This is a genomic window from Dokdonia sp. (assembly GCF_039945015.1).
GTDB lineage: Bacteria > Bacteroidota > Bacteroidia > Flavobacteriales > Flavobacteriaceae > Dokdonia.
The window spans coordinates 87,973-108,100 of sequence record NZ_JBDUXP010000012.1; the positions used below are offsets into that span (position 1 = coordinate 87,973).

The 20,128-nt window shown below is 34.1% G+C and carries 22 protein-coding genes and 2 tRNA genes; 12 read left to right on the forward strand and 12 right to left on the reverse strand.

Annotated elements, in window-relative coordinates; translation table 11 throughout:
• Positions 1-2: 2 nt before the first annotated feature.
• From ABJD27_RS09245 to ABJD27_RS09285, 9 genes are all read left to right on the forward strand, one after another.
• Positions 3-803: a hypothetical protein gene (locus ABJD27_RS09245; protein WP_348163210.1), complete on the forward strand. Its 801-nt coding sequence runs from the start codon at positions 3-5 to the stop codon at positions 801-803.
• A gap of 2 nt (positions 804-805) precedes the next feature.
• Positions 806-1,609, forward strand: coding sequence for a hypothetical protein (locus ABJD27_RS09250; protein ID WP_348163207.1), 804 nt, complete (start codon positions 806-808; stop codon positions 1,607-1,609).
• Between the two features lie 69 nt (positions 1,610-1,678).
• Positions 1,679-2,272: a hypothetical protein gene (locus ABJD27_RS09255; RefSeq protein ID WP_348163204.1), complete on the forward strand. Its 594-nt coding sequence runs from the start codon at positions 1,679-1,681 to the stop codon at positions 2,270-2,272.
• 6 nt (positions 2,273-2,278) lie between these two features.
• On the forward strand, positions 2,279-3,823 hold the full coding sequence (locus tag ABJD27_RS09260) for a LytTR family DNA-binding domain-containing protein (RefSeq protein ID WP_348163201.1): 1,545 nt from the start codon (positions 2,279-2,281) through the stop codon (positions 3,821-3,823).
• A gap of 224 nt (positions 3,824-4,047) precedes the next feature.
• A complete protein-coding gene (locus ABJD27_RS09265; RefSeq protein WP_348163198.1) occupies positions 4,048-4,422 on the forward strand; it encodes a lipoyl domain-containing protein in 375 nt (124 codons plus the stop codon).
• Between the two features lie 39 nt (positions 4,423-4,461).
• A complete protein-coding gene (locus ABJD27_RS09270; protein ID WP_348163195.1) occupies positions 4,462-5,289 on the forward strand; it encodes a methyltransferase domain-containing protein in 828 nt (275 codons plus the stop codon).
• Between the two features lie 31 nt (positions 5,290-5,320).
• Positions 5,321-6,073 (forward strand): NYN domain-containing protein, encoded by a 753-nt coding sequence (locus tag ABJD27_RS09275; protein WP_348163192.1) that lies wholly within the window; start codon positions 5,321-5,323, stop codon positions 6,071-6,073.
• A 56-nt stretch (positions 6,074-6,129) separates the two neighbouring features.
• Positions 6,130-6,477 carry a DUF6054 family protein gene (locus tag ABJD27_RS09280; protein ID WP_348163189.1) on the forward strand — a complete coding sequence of 116 codons (348 nt, stop codon included), beginning with the start codon at positions 6,130-6,132 and terminating at the stop codon, positions 6,475-6,477.
• Between the two features lie 89 nt (positions 6,478-6,566).
• Positions 6,567-7,067, forward strand: a complete 501-nt coding sequence (locus ABJD27_RS09285; RefSeq protein ID WP_348163186.1) for a GNAT family N-acetyltransferase — start codon at positions 6,567-6,569, stop codon at positions 7,065-7,067.
• A gap of 791 nt (positions 7,068-7,858) precedes the next feature.
• Here the strand turns inward: ABJD27_RS09285 and ABJD27_RS09290 are convergent.
• Positions 7,859-7,941: transfer RNA gene (locus tag ABJD27_RS09290), tRNA-Leu, on the reverse strand.
• Positions 7,942-7,991: 50 nt separating this feature from the next.
• Positions 7,992-8,064, reverse strand: a tRNA-Lys gene (locus ABJD27_RS09295).
• A gap of 123 nt (positions 8,065-8,187) precedes the next feature.
• Here ABJD27_RS09295 and ABJD27_RS09300 point away from each other — a divergent pair.
• Positions 8,188-8,709, forward strand: a complete 522-nt coding sequence (locus ABJD27_RS09300; protein ID WP_348163183.1) for a shikimate kinase — start codon at positions 8,188-8,190, stop codon at positions 8,707-8,709.
• Here ABJD27_RS09300 and ABJD27_RS09305 read toward each other — a convergent pair.
• Both ABJD27_RS09305 and ABJD27_RS09310 read right to left on the reverse strand, forming a co-directional pair.
• A complete protein-coding gene (locus ABJD27_RS09305; RefSeq protein WP_348163180.1) occupies positions 8,701-9,204 on the reverse strand; it encodes a phosphoribosyltransferase family protein in 504 nt (167 codons plus the stop codon). The two genes, ABJD27_RS09300 and ABJD27_RS09305, sit on opposite strands and share 9 nt — an antisense overlap.
• Positions 9,205-9,229: 25 nt before the next feature.
• On the reverse strand, positions 9,230-9,625 hold the full coding sequence (locus ABJD27_RS09310; protein WP_348163177.1) for an RNA-binding S4 domain-containing protein: 396 nt from the start codon (positions 9,623-9,625) through the stop codon (positions 9,230-9,232).
• A gap of 90 nt (positions 9,626-9,715) precedes the next feature.
• Between ABJD27_RS09310 and ABJD27_RS09315 the strand changes: the two genes are divergently transcribed.
• Positions 9,716-10,729 (forward strand): hypothetical protein, encoded by a 1,014-nt coding sequence (locus tag ABJD27_RS09315; protein ID WP_348163174.1) that lies wholly within the window; start codon positions 9,716-9,718, stop codon positions 10,727-10,729.
• Between the two features lie 86 nt (positions 10,730-10,815).
• Here ABJD27_RS09315 and ABJD27_RS09320 read toward each other — a convergent pair whose 3' ends face one another.
• The 5 genes from ABJD27_RS09320 to pyrE all read right to left on the reverse strand — a co-directional run bounded on the left by ABJD27_RS09320 (position 10,816) and on the right by pyrE (position 14,558).
• The gene (locus ABJD27_RS09320; protein WP_348163171.1) at positions 10,816-11,451 is read right to left on the reverse strand and encodes a porin family protein; all 636 of its coding nucleotides are present in this window, start codon (positions 11,449-11,451) and stop codon (positions 10,816-10,818) included.
• Between the two features lie 94 nt (positions 11,452-11,545).
• Positions 11,546-12,499 (reverse strand): transketolase C-terminal domain-containing protein, encoded by a 954-nt coding sequence (locus ABJD27_RS09325; RefSeq protein WP_348163168.1) that lies wholly within the window; start codon positions 12,497-12,499, stop codon positions 11,546-11,548.
• Between the two features lie 47 nt (positions 12,500-12,546).
• Positions 12,547-13,392, reverse strand: a complete 846-nt coding sequence (locus ABJD27_RS09330) for a transketolase (RefSeq protein ID WP_348163165.1) — start codon at positions 13,390-13,392, stop codon at positions 12,547-12,549.
• A 104-nt stretch (positions 13,393-13,496) separates the two neighbouring features.
• A complete protein-coding gene (locus ABJD27_RS09335; RefSeq protein WP_348163162.1) occupies positions 13,497-13,889 on the reverse strand; it encodes an SRPBCC family protein in 393 nt (130 codons plus the stop codon).
• Between the two features lie 30 nt (positions 13,890-13,919).
• Complete coding sequence (pyrE, locus tag ABJD27_RS09340) at positions 13,920-14,558, reverse strand: orotate phosphoribosyltransferase (protein WP_348163159.1); 639 nt, start codon at positions 14,556-14,558, stop codon at positions 13,920-13,922.
• 7 nt (positions 14,559-14,565) lie between these two features.
• Between pyrE and ABJD27_RS09345 the strand changes: the two genes are divergently transcribed.
• A complete protein-coding gene (locus tag ABJD27_RS09345; protein WP_348163156.1) occupies positions 14,566-15,189 on the forward strand; it encodes an NUDIX domain-containing protein in 624 nt (207 codons plus the stop codon).
• Here ABJD27_RS09345 and ABJD27_RS09350 read toward each other — a convergent pair.
• The 3 genes from ABJD27_RS09350 to ABJD27_RS09360 form a co-directional block, all read right to left on the reverse strand.
• On the reverse strand, positions 15,157-16,908 hold the full coding sequence (locus tag ABJD27_RS09350) for a M14 family metallopeptidase (protein WP_348163153.1): 1,752 nt from the start codon (positions 16,906-16,908) through the stop codon (positions 15,157-15,159). The genes ABJD27_RS09345 and ABJD27_RS09350 overlap by 33 nt on opposite strands.
• Before the next feature lie 142 nt (positions 16,909-17,050).
• Positions 17,051-19,354 (reverse strand): T9SS type A sorting domain-containing protein, encoded by a 2,304-nt coding sequence (locus tag ABJD27_RS09355; protein WP_348163150.1) that lies wholly within the window; start codon positions 19,352-19,354, stop codon positions 17,051-17,053.
• A gap of 113 nt (positions 19,355-19,467) precedes the next feature.
• Positions 19,468-20,127, reverse strand: coding sequence for a uracil-DNA glycosylase family protein (locus tag ABJD27_RS09360; RefSeq protein ID WP_348163147.1), 660 nt, complete (start codon positions 20,125-20,127; stop codon positions 19,468-19,470).
• Position 20,128: the final 1 nt, after the last annotated feature.

The window sequence follows — 20,128 nt, forward strand, 5'->3', positions numbered from 1 at the left end:
AAATGAATATAGAAATTAATAACAAAAGATATTACATCCTCATCCTATGTTTATTTTTAGGAGCAGTTACTAGTTATAGCCAAATGGAATGTGTGCATAAATTGGATGGCGATGAGATGAGTGCTGATAGTGAGTATCAAGAAGGAATACAATGGTTCCCATACGAAACTCAGAAAGCAATGCGTAATGTTCAGAATTTTTTTGATATCAATGTATCATATATCCTCGCAGAAGATTACGATGGGATTTGTCATGAGTTCAATAGCAGTAGAGGTTTGAAAAATGCAACAGTTACAATAGGACAAGATTTTCTAGATGCATATGAAGACGATCCTTTGTTTATAGAAATACTATTAGCTCATGAAGCAGCACATACCTTGCAATATATATATGGGGAAGACGCAGCAGATTATCTAGCATCTCTTTATGGAGGAAATGGTGTTTTAAAGGGTAAAAACAAAGAGTTACAAGCAGATGTCATTGCAGGGTTTTATACCTATTATGTAATTAGAAGAAAGTACGATAAAGCTTCTAGCAAAGAAGAAAAAAATGCTATAGATGCCAGATTAGAAAGATCGGTTGGGAAGTTTGAAGCTATTGCAGATTATCAATTTACACATGCAAATCATCACGGTAGATTTAATGAGAGAGTAGCCGCAGTAAGTAGCGGTGTAAATTTAGCTATGTATGGTTTTAGTGGAGTTCATATTGGAAGAAATGATTTTCAAGGCATCTATTATACTTCTTTAGGTGTAGTTAAAAAATGGAAATCGGCTCATAATCCTGGAGGATTTAAATTTTAAGTATGAAATCTAGTATGAAAATAGGGGTTCTGTTTGTGTTATTATTTTGTTCAAAAGGGATGCTTTCGCAAAACTGTATGAGAATAGATGGACAGGTACTGGAGGCTTCAGAAAAAGAATATGTAGAAGCGACATCAGACATTAGAGCCATATTCAATAAAGTACAAGATTGGTTTGATCGTAGTATTGTATTAAGAGTTGTAAAAGAATATGATGGTGCTTGTTATTATGATAAGAGTACAACGTTTTCTGATGGACTTGTAGAAATAGGGGCTGATGTTTTAGATAAATTTAAAGATAGACCGGATATTATAGAACTATTATTAGTACATGAGATAGCGCACTCCTATAATGTAAATTATAAAGAAAATAGGACGACCTATAACGAACTCTTAGCAGATATGATTACGGGTTATTATATAGGCATCGCTCACGATCAAAACAATTTTATATATGATATTAATAGTGAAGAATATGGAAACTACTTTGGAGACTATTATTTTGATATGAATAGCCATCATGGAAAGCCTAGTATAAGAAACAAAGCACTTCAATTAGGGTTCTTTTTGACACAATTAAAATCTGAAGAATACCATGGAACGATAGCTTGGGATTTATTTAAAATGAAAGAGCTGTATGTAGATGATATAAGTACATCAGAATATGACACAACTATTGTATTATTAAAATCAAACACTTTTTCGGCTTCTAGTGAAGCAAACCCTATCATACAAGGTACGAATATAAACCACTCGTTCCGAGCCTTTATGTATTGCAGTAGTCTTGTGCCAAACATACATTGGTGAAGAAAATTAATGAAATAAAAATAGCTACTTGAAAACAATTAAATCATAAACACCTAAACCATTATTATTATGAAAACATTACTACATATTTTATTCGTATTCGTTCTAATGACACCTCTTGTAAATGCTCAAGAATTAGAAGATCTAGGCTGTGAAACATCAGATTTGCCAGAAAGATTTACAGACCTAAATACATTTGCGCCATTAATGTATAATTTAAATGAAGATTGTCTATTTCAACCTTTGCATATAGAAATGGGAGAGATGGCTTCGTTTACTATTATAGGAAGATTTACTGGAGAAAAAATAAATGAAAATGTATTTGAACTAAGCCGACTTGAATTTGCTTTTTATGAAGCCGCTAAATTTCAAAAACCTATTATCGTAAAAAAGGCGTGGATTGATGAAGATGATGATAGCGATCAGATTGTTATCAATATTGAACTGGAAGATATATCTAAGTGTTATACATTAGATTGCAAAGGAATAAGCAATAGAAAAAAGCAAGGTGCTACAGACTTTGATTTAAAAACAGGTCGTTTAACAATTCTTAAAAATACTAAGATAGATTTCCATATTGTAAATCAAGAAGATATATTTGAAGTAAACCCTAAAGATGTATTTCCAAAAGGAAGACACTGTAATGGTTTTGTAATCTTTTAATAACTAATGAAATATCATATTAAAATACTAGTATGTATTGGCATTTTTCTGAGTGCGTCTTTAGTTCAACTAAAGGCGCAACAGTCAGATGATGTCCTTGACAGCATCCTTTTGGCTAGAAAAAGATATGATATTAAAAAAGCAGAAAAGTTTATTTCGAAACTTAAAAATCAAAAATTAAAAAACCTTTTTCTGGCGGATATCTATTTTCAGAAGATAGGCTTTGTTGTCGAAAATGATTATGAACTAGATGATGTCACATCTCCAAGAGAACATATAATTGCTACATATTTGCATGCCGATTTGTTACAAAAAAGAGAAATACATAAAGACTCGATCATTTATACCATGTATTTTGATGCTTTTAATCGTGCCACCTCATTACAAGATACCCTTATAGTTAATATTCTTCTTCCTAAGATTAATAGACATTTTCTTAGAAACGTAAGCACAAGCGCTTTAAAAACCTTTGATAAATATGTAAAACTTGCAAAAAAATCGGCAAAAGATAGTATTGATCTATATCATTACTATTATTACAAAGCAGGTTATGAGATGAGAGCAAATGAAGCTCAAATGAAAGATATTGATACAACACAATTTAATGTGTTGTTTAAAAATGGCTTAAAATATGCAACAACTCCTTTTTTTAAAGCATATATGCGTCAGTTTAAAGGTATTTATTTAGAAGCTTTTTTGCATAAACCACAACAAGCTATACATTATTATGACCTTGCCTTACAGACATATAAAAAGGATAGTTTGTATTATTCTTCAAAAGGAATCCCAAGTATTGCTTTTAATAAAGCGATTATATATTACGAATCTGGTGACTATAGGAAATCTATTAATTACTTTAAGATTCACCAAGAAAAAGAAAAAAATAAAGTCTATCGTATGTATGGATATGAATGGCTTTACAAAAATTATGATGCGCTTAAAATAAATGATAGTGCATTATATTATTTTAAAAAACTATACAAAGAAAAAGAAGATTCAAATTTATTGAGGCATGCTATTGATATTAAAGAGATTGATAGTAAATACGATTATGATGCTATAGAAAAAGAATTAAGTTCTACCATAAATGAAAACAAAGACCTGTCAGAAAAAGTAACCTATTCACTTCTTATTATAGGTGTGCTCGCTATTATAATATTTATCATATATCTTTTTTTAAAACGGTTTAAAAAACGAAGTGATAAGCTTGAAGATGAACAATCTGAGACCATAAAGCGATTAGAAGAATTAAAAAGTATTGTGACGAAAGACTATATTGTTTTAAAAGACAAAACAAAAGTATATATCTCTGATTTGACGTATATTAAATCAGAAGATCATTATTTACGGGTGTTTTTAAACAACGGCAAGCAGAACTTCGTAAGAGGGAAGTTATCCCAAATTAGTGATGAATTGCCTCCAAATTTTAAAAGATGTCATCGATCATATATCGTTAATGAAAACTATATAAAACAACGTACGATATCCTTTATCGTCATGAATGATAACACGCAAATTCCAGTGTCTAGAACCTATAAGAATAGTATCTAATTGATCGTAGAATAGAGATACACGTTGTATTCTTAATGAGTACGCTTTCGCGAAAGCGTATAAACAAACATTCCCATATCTTATATGGATTAAAAGCAAGTTATAGCAAGATATATAACTCATGGCAATTTGCTATCTTCGGACGAGATTGTATGTTTCTTCTAGAAAAATAGGCAATACATGATACAAAAAATAAGAGAACCAAATTCTAATAATTCTATAACTTGGATATAATTAAAACACTACTCCAGAAACTTTTTCCTTCGAACAGAAAACAAAATGAAGTTGTAAGAGAATTAAAAACCAATTCTAACTTTAAAACAAAGGACGAAACTGAAAAAGGTGAAAATAACCAAGGAGAAAATAAAATAACACCTATTCTACTTTCAGCATTTGGAAATTCAAAAGATTATAAAATAACTGCTTGGCACTTTAAAGTAGGAGATATAGTTCAAAAAGGAAATATTCTATGTGAGATAGAAAATAAAAAGCTCATGATAGAATTTGAAAGTATGATAAACGGAAGAATACGTTCTATATGTCCTGCCAATAAAATGATGCATGCTGGAGATGAGGTATGTAAAATAGAAGTGGTATAAAGCAATTATAGTACCTTGTAGATTATTAATACTTAATAAATGGGTGATTTAAATCAAAGTATAGAAAATCATTACCTTAAGGAAGGGCTTTATGAAGATATCATCCATCGACTTAAGGAACAGAATATTGCATTAGATACAGTAAAGAGATCAGACATCGCAGGAGTCGATGAGTTCCATGTCCGAGGAGCTGCCGTATCAAGAGAACTGGCTAATGGTATTGATCTACAAGGAGCATCTGTTCTGGATGTAGGATGTGGCTTAGGAGGACCTTGTAGGATGCTTGCAGATGAGTATGGTTGTCAAGTGACAGGAATAGATTTAAGTCATGAATATATAAGAACAGCTAGCAATCTATCTAAGCTTGTGCAGTTGGGTGATAAAACAACATTTACACAAGGAGATGCTACAGCACTTCCATTTGAAGACAATGCCTTTGATGTGGTCTGGACACAACATGTTCAAATGAATATTCCAGATAAGAAAAAGCTGTATTCAGAAATGCACAGAGTCTTAAAAACAGGTGGGCATTTTCTTTTTTATGATATCTTAAAAAAAGGAGATGAAGAAATAAGCTATCCGATGCCTTGGGCGAGTACTGTTTATCTTAGTTTTTTATTCAAGGCAGAAGAGATGGATCATCTCTTACAAGATCTTGGTATGATACATAAACAAACTATTGATCAAACTCAAGCAGGAATAGGTTTTTTTGATATTCTTGTTGCTAGACTCAAAGAATTTGGACCTCCTAAAATGGGATTAAATGTCCTTATGGGAGAAACGACAAAACCAAAATTAATGAACCTTTTAAGACATTTAAAAGAAGGAAAACTTGAACTGAAAAGTGGAGTTTATAAAAAAAGCTGAATAAGTAATCAATAAAGATTAAAACTAGGATATGAATTTAAATTTAGCAGTACTTATAGATGGAGATAATATACCATCTGCTCATGTAAAAGAGATGATGGAGGAAATTGCGAAATACGGAAACCCAACCATTAAAAGAATTTATGGAGATTGGACAAATCCTCATTTATCCAAATGGAAAAATTTACTCCTCCAGAATGCAATTACTCCTATTCAGCAATATGCCTATACTACAGGAAAAAATGCTACAGATTCGGCTATGATTATTGATGCCATGGATATTCTCTATTCAGAAAAAGTAAATGGTTTTTGTTTGGTATCAAGTGATAGTGATTTTACAAAACTAGCAACTAGATTAAGAGAGGCAGGAATGCAGGTTATTGGGATAGGAGAAAAAAAGACACCTACCCCTTTTATAGTCGCGTGTGATAAATTTATATATATAGAAATTCTTAGAAATCAATCCAATAAGAAAGAGGACGTTAACAAGAAAGATGACTTTGAAGAAAGTATTGATAGAATTACCCCCAAAGTAATTAAGTTATTGGCAGCAACTATCACAGATTCATCAGATGAGGATGGATGGGCATTTCTGGGTGATGTAGGAAGTTTGATTCAAAAAAAACAACCTAATTTTGATTCTAGGAATTATGGATTTGAAAAATTAACACCATTAATTAAATCTATAGGAAGTTTTGAAATTGAACAACGCGAGAATCCAAAGAGTAAACACAAACTCATCTTTGTAAAGAACAAAGAAAAACAGAAGAGTAGAAGATCATAACGATGTATAAAATACAACAACTCATCACTAAGGATTTAGGTTAATTAAATAAGCATATGAAATTTTCAAGATTTGAACTAGAGACAATTGATATAAAACCATTAGCCAATGCTATTTCTTCTCAAATGGATAGGAGTTATGTAAATGAGACAGATGAGATGATCATCATTGCATCCGAAACGTATAAACTGCGTACTAACTCGACGCAAATGAATATGGTCATTGTAAAAAAAGTAAACTCAAAATCTTATGTTGATATCATCGGAGCTGCTGGCGGGACAGGAATTTTGAATATTAGTCTTTGGGCAGAGTCAGGATTTGTTAGGAGTACTTTAAAGCAATTAGAAGAATACTGTTCTCTACATGGAATTAGATATACTAAGCAAGAAATGAAGGGCTATTAGTCATACGTTACATCATTAAGATACTTCTTATAGGGAATATAAAGTAGTACGCTTTCGCGAAAGAAATACCAACTTGAGAAAATTGTTTTATGAAATTACGAGAGTTTAAAAATTCTGATGCTTTACAACTTTCAATATTATTGAATAACAAGAAAATATGGGATAATTTAAGAAACCGTATACCATATCCGTATGCACTAGAAGATGCCAAGGAATTTATCCAATTTTGCCAGTCAGAGAACCCTCAAACAACGTTTATAATAGAAAAAGAAGGGACTGTAGTTGGAGTTATTGGCTTAATAGTCTTAACGGATGTTTACTGTAAAAGTGCTGAAATTGGATATTGGCTAGGAGAACCATTTTGGAATAAAGGAATCATGACAAAAGCAATTCAAAAAATAGTAACCTACGGTTTTGATGAATTAGATCTAGTTCGGATTTTTGCAGGAGTCTTTGAAAATAATAAGTCATCTCAAAAAGTCTTGGAAAAAGCTGGATTCAAATTTGAATGCATATTTGAAAAAGCAATATTTAAAAATGGTCAATTATTAAATGAATACCGATATTCAAAAATCAATACAAACATATAGTACAGATCATTCTGTTTGATAAGAAAATGGAACTGATTAATAGTTAACACAAAGATAAGCACACGAATGTGTGTAGTAGTCAGTGTCGTATAAAACAACCTAACCACAGTTAAGGTTTTTACTCATTTTAATATACATAATACTACAAAAACAAAAACCCTCGAATATCGAGGGCTTTTTAATTAATTAATCAAGACGTAGTTACTTAAATCGTCTTTTTAAATTCCATGTGATAGCTGGCGTATTACTAAAGACTTTTGTCTTTGTTCCAGTCTTACTTATAGTTGACATTCTTATATCTGTTGATTTCATATTAATATTTTTAAAATAATTTGATTTTGATACTTTATGTATGCATAGATAGACGGATAATAAAATTATATGTTACACATTAAAATGAGATTAACAGACAATTAACTAATATACTCTCAGTGTTTTACGTTCTTTCTTTTAAAATGAGTTATTGTAGGTTATTTTTAAGAAACGCTATTATAGATTCACCCTAGTTTAGACTATAAAAAATGAGGAATCATGTTTGATTAGTCATTGTAGTACCCGAGATGGGACTTTTCAGTGTCGTGACAGGCTGTTTTATAAAAACACCCTAACTATTTCTAGTTGCTAGTTTATGATATAAAAAAAGGAGGAATCATAGTTGATTAGCCATTGTAGTACCCGAGATGGGACTTTTCAGTATCGTAACAGTCTGTTTTGTAAAAACAGCCTAACTATTCCTAGTTGCTAGTTTATGATATAAAAAAATGACTAACCTAGTTGATTAGTCATTGTAGTACCCGAGATGGGACTTGAACCCACACGCAACTAGTGCACACGGCCCTCAACCGTGCCTGTCTACCAATTTCAGCACTCGGGTAGATAGGTGTATAAAAAGGAAAAAGTCGTGCATTATGCGACGACTTTTTGTGACCTGGCTGGGGCTCGAACCCAGGACCCTCTCCTTAAAAGGGAGATGCTCTACCAACTGAGCTACCAGGTCTTTTCCTGAATGCGGGTGCAAATATACACCCAATTAATTTATATATCAAAGCCTTTTTAAAATAAATTTTGCATTTTTTTCATCTTTTGCGAATACCTTTGTTTTTTGATAGAAAAAGAAAGTATGGATATTTATATAATGGGCTATATGGGCTCTGGGAAATCGACTATAGGACAGCTACTAGCAACACAATTAGGATATGATTTTATAGACTATGATCAATACATTAGTGAAAAAGAAGGAATGACGATTTCTGAAATTTTTGATAGAAAGGGGGAAATCTACTTCAGAAAAAAAGAAGCAGCCTACTTAAAAGAAGTATTACAAGAATCTACTACTAAGAAAATTGTTTCATTAGGTGGAGGAACACCTTGCTATGGTTCTAATCTTCAAGACATAAAAGAGAGCGGTGTCATGACTATTTATCTTAACGTTCCTGTACCAGAGCTCACAGAACGATTATGGGAAGCAAAAGATGAGAGACCTCTTGTCACAAGTCAAGAAACTAAAGAAGCATTAGAGGAATTTGTTAGAAAGCATCTTTTTGAAAGAGGTTTTTATTACAATCAAGCATCTAAAGTCATAAAAGTAAAAGAACAATCGGCACCAGAAATTGTAGAAGGAATTATTGCAACCTTATTCTAGAACTGCCATATCATTCCCTTTTCTAAATGTGACTTTTACAGACTCATTAAGAGATGTACTAAGAGAGATTCCTTTAAAGTCAGCCTTTACTGGATATTTTTTATGATTTCTATTTACCAGGACAGCTGTTTTAAAACGTTTTAAAGGTACGTTTAAAAAATGTTGCACTCCATATATCAACGTCGTTCCAGAGTTAAGTACGTCATCTATAAGTACGATTGACTTGTGTGCGTACTCTTCTTGGGTAAGACTTGTTTTGATAGTACCCAAAGGATTCTTTTTATTCATAGAGACTTTGCATAACGTTGTCTTAAAACTAGCTATCTCATTAAGAGCAACCTCTAGACGTTCAGCAAATTTATAACCGTTGTCTGCAATACCAGCAAGGATAACTTCTTCTTCATTTACATTACTCTCATATATCTGGTAAGCAATACGGAGAATCTTATGTTGGATCGCTTTATGGTCTAGTATTTTGTCAAGTTTTACTTTCATACTGTTTTAATTGTAATGATTGTGCTTATTCCTCTTCGTCATCGCTAAAGAAATCATCTTTCTCATAAATATCATCTATGTCTCTACGGTCTTTTTTTGTAGGTCTACCAGTTCCTTTCTTCCTATAATAATCTTTAGAAAATTTAAGGAGCTCTAGTTTTTCTAGATTTTCTTTTGGTGTTGTGTCTTTACGATATATATCTACAAGTTTTGCCCCAAGTCTACTTTCTGGAAGATCGAGCACTTCTAAGGTGTATTGAATCTGATTTTTACGTACACTAATTTTATCTGTAGGATATACATCTCTAGATGGCTTTACAACGACACCTTTTACACGAACTTGTCCTTTTTTACAGGCATTTGTAGCTATAGATCGTGTCTTAAAATAGCGTATACACCATAAATATTTATCAACTCTCATATAAAAATACTTAAAAGCACGTTAATCTATGTGTAAATTATGCTCAAAAATACGTCAAAATTGTATCTTGCGCATCTGAAAAAGAATTTTATGAGAATTAGAAATTATTTAGGTTTACTTCCGATCGTATTTTTGTTCGTTTCTTGCGGAAATGACGATGACGATACACCAGACGCAATCCCTTTTAGAGATAGAGGAGAGCAATCGGTTACTGATGATGCTTTTATCAGAGAATATTTAGAAACTCACTTTTATAATTATGAGGAGTTTGCAAATCCACCTGCAGATTTTGATTATGAGATCAGATTTGATACCATAGCAGGAGATAATGCAGATAAAACGCGAATGATAGATCAAGTTACAACAAAGACCTATGATCGTTTTGAAACAAGTAATACACTGTATATCCTTACAGCCCGTGAAGGAGTAGGAGCGATTCCTACCTATGCAGACTCTACACTTGTAACGTATAGAGGGTCTAATATTCTAAGTAATGTTTTTGATGGAGCGGCAAATCCAATCTGGTTTAATCTTCCAGCAACTATAGATGGCTTTGCAAACGGAATTGCTGGAGCAAAAGCTGGATCAGGATTTACAACAGCACCAGATGGGACTGTAGAATTTAATGACGATTATGGAATAGGAGCTGTATTTATCCCTAGTGGATTGGCGTATTTTGCACAGCCACCTAATAGTGATATTGGTATTTATTCTTCACTAGTATTTACATTCTCATTATTTGAGAGCAAAGTAACAGATCATGATGGAGATGGTATTATTACTATAAATGAAGATATAAATGGGAATGGATTCTTGTTTGATGATGAAGATAATACAGATGGTGATGCTCTAGCAGATTTTAGAGATGAAGATGATGATAATGATGGTGTTACCACGCGTCTAGAAACATTGAGAGATGATGATGGATTTGTAGCACTTATAGATACTGATAACGATGGTATAGCAGATCACCTAGATACGGATGATGATGGAGATGGTATCAATACCGTAGATGAGATTAATATAAACCTTGCAACAGGTGTTATTACGTATCCAGATTCTGATGATGATGGAACTCCTGATTATCTAGATGCAGATAGTTGATCGTCCGCTTTCGCGAAAGCGTATAAAACATATTAAAAAAGGCAACTCATATGAGTTGCCTTTTTTAATATCTAATATTTAAGTTATTATTTTTTGTTGCTTCCCTTAAGTTGATAGGATAAACTTAAAATCCATTGAGAGGGTCTAGAGTCAATAGCTGCGAATTGCTGATTATTAGCCGCCTCTGTTAAATCACTAGTTATAGTAGTATCATTTTCACTAAAAGCATTTTCATACCTTAAGTCAAGCCCTAGTCTTCCAAGTTGAACTCCAACACCTATTTGATATCCAATTGTAAATGTGTTTTCTGGATCATTTACAACATCAGAACCATTGACGTCAAGGTCGTTGTTCAACACAAGTTGAAAAGCAGGTCCTGCTTTTATAGATAACGGCCCTACAATGTCAATCCCTAAAAGTACTGGGATGTCAATCTTAGAGAATTTATAGTCTGCACTTCCATCGATAGACGATTTACCGTAGTCGGTGGTGAGTCGTGTATAGACTAATTCTGGTTGAATGAATATCCCTGCAAATTTTAATCGAGCAAAGGCTCCAAGGTGAAACCCTACTTCATTATCGCCGTCAAAGCTTTCATTAGTAATAGATGTAATGTCGCCCGTAGCTCCAAAATTAAGCCCTCCTTTTATTCCAAATGCTGCACTTTGTCCAAAAGCATGCATTGATGATACAAGTAGTACCAAAATGATTAGTTTTTTCATAATTGAGTTTGTTGTTTGAATGAATGACAAAAATAAAGGCAGAATGTTACAATCCTGCCTTACAATGTATTATAAAAACGTGAAATTAAGATCTTTATTTTCTATTGATCACTTTTTTAGATGCTTTTACAATGGCTTCGGCATTAAGTCCATACTTCTCCATAAGCTGTGCAGGAGTACCACTTTCTCCAAAGGTGTCATTTGTGGCAACAAATTCTTGAGGTGTAGGATGAGCTGTTGTAAGTGCTCTAGCAACACTTTCTCCTAATCCTCCTAGATGGTTGTGTTCTTCTGCAGTAACGATACATCCTGTCTTTTTTACAGAAGCTACGATTGCTTCTTCATCAAGAGGTTTGATCGTGTGTATATTAATTACTTCGGCAGAGATACCAGCTTCGTTTAATGTTTTGGCTGCTTCGAGTGCTTCCCAAACTAAGTGACCTGTAGCAATAATAGTAACGTCGTTTCCGTCTTGTAAATGAACGGCTTTCCCTATTTGGAAATCTTGATCTGCAGGCGTAAAGTTGGCTACTTTTGGACGTCCAAAACGTAAATATACAGGTCCGTTGTGGTCTGCAATAGCAATAGTAGCTGCTTTTGTTTGGTTATAATCACACGTATTGATAACCGTCATCCCTGGTAGCATTTTCATTAATCCTACATCTTCTAGGATTTGATGCGTTGCTCCATCTTCTCCAAGCGTTAACCCAGCGTGTGATGCACAGATTTTTACATTTTTACCAGAATAGGCAACACTCTGACGTATTTGATCATATACACGTCCTGTAGAGAAGTTTGCAAATGTTCCTGTAAATGGAATTTTGCCACCTATAGTCATTCCAGCTGCAAGACCAATCATATTTGCTTCGGCGATTCCTACTTGAAAGAAACGCTCTGGGTGATTTGCTTTAAAAGCATCCATTTTAAGAGAACCTGTAAGATCTGCACATAGTGCAACTACATTCTCGTTAGATTTTCCAAGTTCTTCTAGTCCTGCGCCAAAACCTGATCGAGTATCCTTACTTCCTGTGTTTTCGTATGTTTTCATTGAAATGTTGTTAATTCAGCTTTCGCGAAAGCTAAAACATTATATTTTTAATAGTCTCCTAAAGTTTCTGCGTTTTGAGCAAGACCTATAGCAAGTTGCTCATCGTTAGGTGCTTTTCCATGCCACGCATGTGTATGCATCATAAAGTCTACGCCGTTCCCCATAACCGTATGCATTAATACACAAACAGGTTTTCCGTTACCACTTAGCTTTTTTGCTTCTTTTAGACCTTCTATAACAGCTGCCATATCATTCCCTTGTTTGATGTCTAATACAATCCATCCAAAGGCTTCAAATTTTGCTCTCATACTTCCTAAGGCCAATACATCATCCGTACTACCATCAATCTGTTGCCCATTAAGATCTACTGTTGCAATAATGTTGTCTATCTTATTTGCAGCAGCATACATAATCGCTTCCCAGTTTTGACCTTCTTGTAATTCACCATCTCCCATTAATGTATAGATAGTGTGACCACAACCGTTTAGTTTTTTTGCTTCGGCAGCACCTAGAGCAACACTTAATCCTTGTCCTAAAGATCCTGATGCTACTCGAATACCAGGAAGACCTTCATGAGTCGTAGGGTGTCCTTGTAAACGAGAATTTAGCAATCTAAAAGTATTGAGTTCATCTACAGGGAAATATCCTGATCGAGCTAAAACACTATAGAAAACTGGTGAGATATGTCCGTTTGATAAGAAGAAAAGATCTTCTCCTAAACCATCCATATCAAAACCTTCTTTGCGATCCATAATTTCTTGATACAAGGCCACAAAAAATTCTGCACATCCTAAAGATCCTCCTGGATGACCAGAATTTACTTTATGTACTTGTCTTAAAATATCTCGTCGTACTTGTGTTACAAGGGCTTCGAGCTTCTGAATATCTGCCATTAGAGTTGTGTTATTTTGATGTTCAAAAATACTTTATTTGCCCCCGACAGCCTATATAGATACTGGGAGGTTATCAACTAAAATCAATAAATAATAAACAATTTTTAACTTATGCGATCCAAGTTTGTAGCAAGTGTCTCAATAAATTTTGTGATAGGGCCTTTGATCATCATAGACATCATAGCGTTAAACTCACCCTCAAATGATAACTGAACTTCACTTTTAGTATCTTCTACCTGAGTAATATTACCCGTAAGGGTAAAAGGTAATTTATCACTAGCAGCACCTAGAACAACTTTTGAATGTGGTACACCTTCTTTAAGATCGAGTACAATTTCTGGCATTCCTTTTAATGCAAAAAGAAAACGAGTATCATTGATCTTTTCAAATTTTGTGTTTTCTGGCATAAGTGTTTCAAAATTTTCGATATTCATCAAAAAATGGTACACTTCTTCTGCAGATTTGTCGACTGATTTTATTGGGCTTTCTAAGTTCATTTGATTTTTTTGTTTAATTCAGGTGATGGGTTATCCCCAGTTTGCTGGATCTTTGCGCCAGTTTTCTAGTGCATTTTGTTCTTCGTCTGTAATGTATTTTGTGTCTGCTGCTTGTTCTAAAAGATGTGCATAGTCACTTAAGGTGTTGAGTTGTACATTTGCTTCTTTAAAAGCGGTAACACTCTTTTCAAATCCATAAGTAAAAATAGCAAGCATTCCTTTTACAGTAGCTCCCGATTCTTTAAGAGCATCTACTGCTTTAAGACTACTCATTCCTGTGCTTATTAAATCTTCTATCACAACAACAGAACTTCCAGGTTCTAAATATCCTTCTATTTTATTTTGACGTCCGTGTTTTTTTGGTTCAGGTCGTATATATACAAAAGGAAGGTTTAAGTAGTCTGCAACAAGCATACCAATACCTATAGCACCCGTTGCAACACCTGCTATAGCGTCAGGTTTGCCATAAATAGTTTCTACTTGTTTTGCCATTTCTTGATGAAGATAGTTACGTATCGCAGGATAGGATAGCGTAATTCTATTGTCACAATAGATGGGAGATTTCCATCCTGATGCCCATGTAAAAGGGGCTTGTGGTTGTAATTTTATTGCATTAATTTGCAATAATAATTCGGCAGTTTTTTTTGCCGTTTCTTTGTCTAAAATCATACTGCAAATGTATAAAGTTTTTGTGAATGATATTCCTATAATTCTATCAACAGAAAAAGATATTGGGAATAACTATAAATCGATTCCGCTTAAGAAGGCAAAGCTGAAAAGAATTATAAGAAAAATAATAAATGGAGAGTTGTTTTATGTCAACTTATATCATGAAAACGAAGAGAAACTGCTCAAGTTCTTAAAAAAGAAACTTCCTGTTATTGTAGCGGGAGGTGGACTTGTGTATAATAAGAAGAAAGAAATTCTCTTTATTTACAGAAATGGAAAATGGGATTTACCTAAAGGTAAGATTGAGAAAGATGAAGATATTCAGACGTGTGCTGTTCGTGAAGTAGAAGAGGAAACGGGTGTTTCTGGGGTAGTGATTAAAAAATTTATTACAAAAACATATCACATTTTTAAACGCAATGAGAAGTTTCGATTAAAAGAAACGTATTGGTATGAGATGTATACAGATTATGATGGTGACTTAACGCCACAAGAAAATGAAGGTATTAAGAAAGCAAAATGGAAAGATTTTCAAAAAACGCAAAAAGCGTTAGAAAAATCTTATAATAATATCAAGCTTCTTTTTCCAGCAGCATATTTAACGAAGCATCCTAACGATAGGATATCGTAAATGAGCTTTTTCATAATTGGGAGATTTCTTATGAATCCAACTTAGTTGCGCATACCAGTTTTGAGCAAAAGCGGGTTCGGCTATTTTTTTTGCTTCAAAGGCAGTTTTGATATCTGGATTTGCATTTAGAAACTCCAAGGCTTTATCTTCCCAAACATATGGAGAGAATCCTTCTTTTTGCTGTAAGATAGTATCAAAGAAATTCCAATTAAAAAAACTATCATTTGCCTCTGGTTCTAAAGTTTCTAACAGATAACGCAAACCATCTTGATCTTCAGTTTTTACAAGATAACCACCTCTTTTTACGGTAACTTCTTCTTGACTTCTCTTAACTGTTGTGTTGTAATGAGGGTAATGCCCTTCATATGGATTTCTACTAGTTTGATAGGTGTCTATATGATATACTTCTGCCATAAAAGTAGTATCCTTTTTAAGTTGCTTAAAATAAATTTCATTGTCTTGTAACTTCAAAGCAATATCTCTCCATCCTCTAGGGATAACATAGGCTTTTGGGATGGTCACTTCTTTGGTTGGTTTAAAGTAATTATAATAGGTGACGTCTTTTGTAAAAGGCTGATCTCGGTCGTATTTTAATCTTGTTTTTTGGGTAACTTCACTTTCTAAAAAGGTTCCTTCATATCCTAGAAATTGCAACGTGGATGTCCTTGTACTATCTATAGAAAATGCAAGTGGGTAGGTTTCCGCTTTCGCGAAAGCGTTAAAAGCATCTTTACGCAATGCCTTGATCTTTTCTCCTTCTTGAGAAGTGATTTTTAAAGCACTTTTCATTAATTCATAAGTGCCTTCTACTCTTGGTTTATAGGGTTTAAGCATATGAGTCTCAACCATAAGGCCAATGGTGTTCCAAAGGGCAGTATATCCTGTTGAATATCGAGGGTGATCCATAAACTGGCTAAATCCTTGTTCTGGAGTTCTATTAAAAACATTTACATATGGCGTAATATCCCAATCTTTAGATTTTAAATCTTGCTCCAATTTTACTTGAAAGTCTTGATGCATATATTCTCCTAAGACACCACCTAACTTATCGTGCTGTGTAAAGAGGTGTGTAAGTGTGTATTGGTAATCTGCGCCATTACTTACATGGTTGTCTATAAAAACATCTGGACGTACAAGATGAAAAATCTCTGTAAACGAATCTGCATTTTTAGTATCGGTTTTTATAAAATCTCTATTGAGGTCGTAGTTTTTTGAATTCCCTCTAAATCCGTATGCTTCAGGACCATTTTGATTTGTTCTAGACGTACTATTACGATTAAGCGCGCCTCCTATATTATAGACAGCAATAGCACCTACCCAAGTGTTTGCGGGAGCTTCTATTTTTCCTTGTGCAAGATCACGCATAAGCATCATCGTAGCATCTATACCATCAGATTCTCCTGGGTGAATTCCATTATTGATAAGTACACGCCGTACATCTTTACTCTCTGAAAACTCACTGTCAAAAGTACGGTCTGGATTAAAGGTGATAAGTGTTAATGGTTTTCCTATATCGGTTGTTCCTACTTCGTATGTTTTTATAGAAACATAAGCATCATCTAAGTCCTTGTAAAAAGTAATGACTTCTTCATACGTAGGTGTTTGCGTACCGTTACTTGTTTCGAATAAAGTGGTAAAATCTTTGTTGTCAGGGTTGTCTACTGTTTCTGAACAAGAAAATAATAATGCAATTGAAAAAAGGAAAAATGCGTTTTTCATAAGAGATTGATTGATGTTGTGAAGATACGGAATGTCACGTAAAAGCACCAATTATAGACAAACTGAAAACGACTTGTTTTTAAATAAAATATCCCGAGACTTCAATAAGTTTCGGGATATACTTGGTTGGTAAATAGTCTCTTTATTGTTTTATAATACGCTTTACAGTACTTTCATTTGCAGTACTTATGCGAGCAAAATAAATTCCTGATGCATAGTTTTCTAAAGAGATTTGTGTTTCTATAGCTCCGTTTTGAACCGTACGTGTTTCAATAATACGTCCATTAATGTCAGAGATACTGATGTGCGATACTATTTTATTACTAGTGTTTGCTATTGTAATAATATCTCTAGTTGGATTAGGGTATAGACTAATGGTATTTTCTAGAGATTCTTCAGTTATACTTAATGATGATAATACCGTAATATCAAACACGCATAACGATGTGTTTCCAGACGCATCTACGGCAGTTAGTGTTACTGTTTGTACAGTAGCTTGATCTAGAGTTGTTCCTGCGATAGGTTCTTGTGTAATTGTTACTCCACTACAGTTGTCACTAGCAGAAACCAATGTTGTAAAATCATCTAATATTACTGTTGCATTTCCTTCTTGATTTACTTCAGAGTCTTCTGGACATCCTATAAAGAAAGGTTGTGTAGTGTCTAGTACTGTTACATCAAAAGAACAACTTAAAATAGATCCATCATTGCCCATCACTTCAAATGTGTTTGTCGTTGTTCCGGATGAGAAGAGTTCGCCACTTGCTAGTCCGGCTGTTTGTGTCGCTGTGTTTGAAGTGCCTGTTACTATAGGCATATCATAAGTAACCTCAGCGTCACAAGAAGTGCCTACAAAAGCAATCTCTGCAAAACCAGTGTCATCATCTCCATGATTACTAAGTACATCCATGCGTATAAATACAGCTTCTATGTCTGAAAAACCTTGTTGTTCAGGACCAATAGGGCCATTTGCAAGCACTTGAGCAAATTGAGTTGGAGCATCCGAAATGGGAGTAAAGTTAACTCCGTCAAGAGAAGATGAAAATAGAACTTCTCTAAGTCCTTCTTCTCCTAGATTACCTGGTCCACCAGCATTTTGATTCCATATAGAAACACCATTAAGTATAAAAGTACCTCCAAGGTCAAAATCAAAACTTCCAGTAACTTCATTCTCACTTACAAAAGAATTGCTAGGCGATGTGTCATCGTGTAATGCTACGACACTAGGAAACTCTGATAATCCAGAGCCATCGATTACACTTTCTGGAACTGTTGTAAAACCAGGAGTAAAAGTGGTCGTTACTCCCACAGGAATAATACTTGGGTTGTTTGCGATTTCTATATTTTCAGGACACATAATAGAAAATGAAACAAAGGACATACAGAAATTATTCAGTGTCCCTATGTCACTACTACTAAAAACATCGATGATGGTTAATGTCCAATCTCCATTGATTTGCTCTCCAGTAAAAGCTGCTGCAAAAGTACCTCCTTGCGGTTCAAAAATTCCTGTAAAAGGAGGAGATGCGGCATTAATAGGATCTCCTCCGTCTTGAAAAACAGTATCGATATAATCATTACCACTTCCACCATTTTCATTAGATAGGATTAATGTGGTTCCTTCTGGTGAAGTCAAGTTAATATCTAAATCTCCTGTAAATCTATGGGTGATATCTAACATGAGATTATCTATAGAAAATTCATTTCCTATAATTCCAGTTTCAGCAATTGTAATGACAGAAGTAATCGTATCGTCTGTGTTAGATGCATCTGGATCTATAATTTGCCCAGTAGGGCCACAAAGAGTAAAACTTTCATTGGGTAATGAAAACCGAATAGCACTTATTCCGTCTAGTGGAATAGGATCATTAAAAGCATATTGATAAACAGTTGTCTCACTTACAACTCCTATAGTGGCGCTTTGTCCATTATCAAAATCGGCATCATCAAATAAGACATCGTCATACACAAAAAGAATATCGTTTGTAGTTTCAAATAAAACCAGTTGGAATGTTGCGGGGTCGATTTCTGTATCTCCAGGGAAATGAGGTCTATCATCCCATTGTATAATCACACGTCTAGCGGGAGCTGTACCTAACACTTCCCAATACACATCTCCTGTCTCATCGTCAAAGTCATCCCAAAAAGGGACAATTCTAGGTGTTTGTCCATCCAAAGGTAAATTCCCAGCAAATAAATCACCCGTAGTAGTACCAAATAAAACACCGCCATTATTTCCAATTCTAATATTAGAAGAAACTTGACCATCTAAGTCAAAATCAAATGGAATTACAATGTTTTCTTCGCCATCATCTGCAAGACCTAAGGGAGTTCCTGTAGCACTTATGTCTTCAAAAGGGGTCATGTCTGCATCATCAATTATAAGTTGCCCATAGGAAACTATGCTTATACATAATGCAAAAAGAGAAAGTGTAATTTTTTTCATAGTAAAGTAGGTTTTAGTACTAGTAAAACTACTGAATATTTTGAAATAAGAGTGTTACAAAGCGCTAGAAGTATTGGTTTCGTATATAAAAAACAATTATTTATATAAATTTTTTAGAAAAAAGGAGTGTACTGTAAAACTCTATAATCTAGTGTTGTAAAACTTGGATTCTCGCTTTTGAGTTTCTTGTAAAGAGGGTGACTTCCTACTGCGCGATTTGCCGCGCCAGATGGTGCTGTAAGTGATATTGTTTTTATGGTACGACCTTCCCATAAAAAAGAATGGATACGAGGCACTTCACTAGATACTACTTCTAGTTTGATAGCTTGTTCTTTTGCCTTTCGGCGAAAAAAATATTCGGGGCCATTCTTGCTGTTGCCTCCCGTAAATAATAAAGTCTCAATATTTGGATGTTTAGAGAGGTACCCAAAAATATCTCTTAACTCAACATCTTGCATTCCAATGTCCGAAGCATCTATTTTTTCTCGTTGTGCAGAAGCAACGATATCACACACGCCTATTTTTCGCGAAAGCAAAAAATCGCTACGTTGTTTAATTGCTTTTGGAGAATTTTCATATACAAGTCCAAGGTTGAAAATACGATCTAGAATAGGCCATAATTGACCATTACTACTCCCGTAACAAAAATCGACATCTTTAGTATTTAATGCACCTACCGTAAATCGAGGAGGTGGGAGTGTGCCTACAATAATTTTTGTAGCATTTTCTAAATTATAAGGAGCGTATGGATGTGTATGATTAAATGTACTCATA